The following is a 1,994-nucleotide window of genomic DNA, read 5'->3' as shown; positions in this document are numbered from 1 at the left end:
GCATAAAGGCGTGGAAGAAACGAAAACCGGCTAAAAGGCAGCCGGTTTTGTTTCTTTTTATTAACTTCCCGCCTCCCACCCCAAAAACCGGAAATTTGGGGATAGTGGGGCCCTCTGTTCATCCTCACTATAGCTCAGTCGTCATTCCAGGCAAGGGAGCGAAAAATTTTTTATTTCTGATTAAATCCCCTCATGTCATGGTATGACCTGGTGCGTCTCTCCAAGGTGTGATAAAAAGCATATCACACCTTTCCTATCCTCCCATCCCAACCATGTCAAGGTTTTGTTCGTTCTATGACCTGGTGCGTCCTTCCAGTCCTCCCATCCCAAGAACGAAAGCAAAACACGGTAAAGGGCGGAAATAAAAATTTTTTCGCTTATTCCCTTGCCTTCCAATCCTCCTTCACTGCCGTTGCAGATGAACAGGGGGCAACAAATAAGACCTAAATCTCAAAATACAAAACCCAAAATCAAAACCCTCTGAAACCCAAAAACAAGGAGAGAAAAAACATGTCCAATCACACAGAAATAGAAAAAATTTATGAGGTAGTTAGAATCAAACAAATTACAATTGAGAATGACCGAGGACTAAACCTATATTCTATTAAGAGTCCACAAGATGGAGCAAAAATCGCAACTATGTTTATTGGTGATGAAGATAGAGAAGTGCTATTCGTAATCTGTTTGAATCAGAAAAATAGAGTAAATGCGGTACATCGTTGTCATATAGGTTCTTTAGACGCAAGCATAATCCATCCAAGAGAAGTCATGAAAACAGCCATACTGAATAATTCAGCTAGTATTATCATTGCACACAATCATCCGTCAGGTATGGTTGAGCCTTCAAGAGAAGATATAGAAGTCACTAAAAGAATGGTACAAGCAGGAGATATTTTAGGTATCCCGTTATTAGACCACTTAATTGTTAATGATGAGGGCAAGTATTATAGCTTAAAAGAACATGGTTATATCTAAAAAAGAGCATGAGGGGAATGATTAGCATTCTCCTTATCCTTTTAAAAAGTGTGTTGCCCTAAAAAGGAAGAAAAGGGATACCCCTTTTCTTTTATGGAAAATCGAAATATTTCCAGCGAATCCTCGCTTCCAATATTTCGATAAAAACCAAATCAATGTGTTGACAATGTCAACACATTGATATATCCTTAAATTAAGAACTTGTTGACAATGTCAACTTGAATTAAGGAGTATCATTTATGACAGTAAATAAAAAGGCGACTGAACTTATTTTGAATTACTTTCCCATGTTATCTGACATGATGAATGATGACGACCAAACTACGACTAAAAAAGACTTGAGTGAAACAGAATCCGTATTTCACCAAATGGCATTGTTTTTCCAAAATCCTAAGGAGAATACTTTTGATATTGGCTTGGTTTATAGTCATTTACAAGGTGATTGGGTGAGCTTTGCTTTTGAATGTCTTGAAACATTCTTTAAGGATGATACCTTTTTATTACCCAAAGACTATTCAATGACTATTAATGACCAAGACCCATTACTTAATCAGTCAAGTTTTGCTAAGAGATTAAATGAATCAGGTTTGAAATTTGATAGAAAAAAGCTCAGCGTGTATTACGAACGTGGTAAATTACCTAAGAATGATGCTTTGATTGAGGGGAAACCCTACTGGCTTACTTCTACAGTGAGAGAGTATATTAGCAAGAAGGAATAACCTAACTATTGTGGACATGTTTATATATATATTTTTTTGAAGGGTGTTTTTGACCCTTCTTTTTTTTATAAAAAAAGGTGTACCAGATTATATGGTACACCTGCGCTTATGTTTAGTTGAGGAGGTTTCACAAGCGAGTTGAATAGAGACGATTATTTGCCCTTAATACAGGTTATTAAATCTTGTCCAAATGGAAACGGCTAATAACTAGTATTCTTTAAAAACCTAAAAGCTTTTCAAGACTTAAACCCCTATTTGGGCGGCAGCACTGACTCCTGGTAAGCAGCTGTTCCCCTATCG

The 1,994-nt window shown here is 37.0% G+C and carries 3 protein-coding genes; all 3 read left to right on the top strand.

Translation table 11 applies throughout. The features are described 5' to 3' along the window. Positions 1-206: hypothetical protein (locus ACFQ8C_RS36950; RefSeq protein ID WP_383466334.1), on the top strand; the 206-nt coding region annotated here is incomplete at its 5' end. Between the two features lie 304 nt (positions 207-510). Beyond that, positions 511-975: a DNA repair protein RadC gene (locus ACFQ8C_RS36945; RefSeq protein ID WP_285854826.1), complete on the top strand. Its 465-nt coding sequence runs from the start codon at positions 511-513 to the stop codon at positions 973-975. Positions 976-1,274: 299 nt separating this feature from the next. Continuing rightward, positions 1,275-1,694, top strand: coding sequence for a hypothetical protein (locus ACFQ8C_RS36940; RefSeq protein ID WP_383466332.1), 420 nt, complete (start codon positions 1,275-1,277; stop codon positions 1,692-1,694). The last annotated feature ends 300 nt before the right edge of the window (positions 1,695-1,994 follow it).

Source organism: Streptomyces sp. NPDC056503 (assembly GCF_042794995.1).
Lineage (GTDB): Bacteria > Actinomycetota > Actinomycetes > Streptomycetales > Streptomycetaceae > Streptomyces.
The sequence above is the reverse complement of the archived record's forward strand: the minus strand, read 5'-3'. Positions and strand labels throughout refer to the sequence as shown.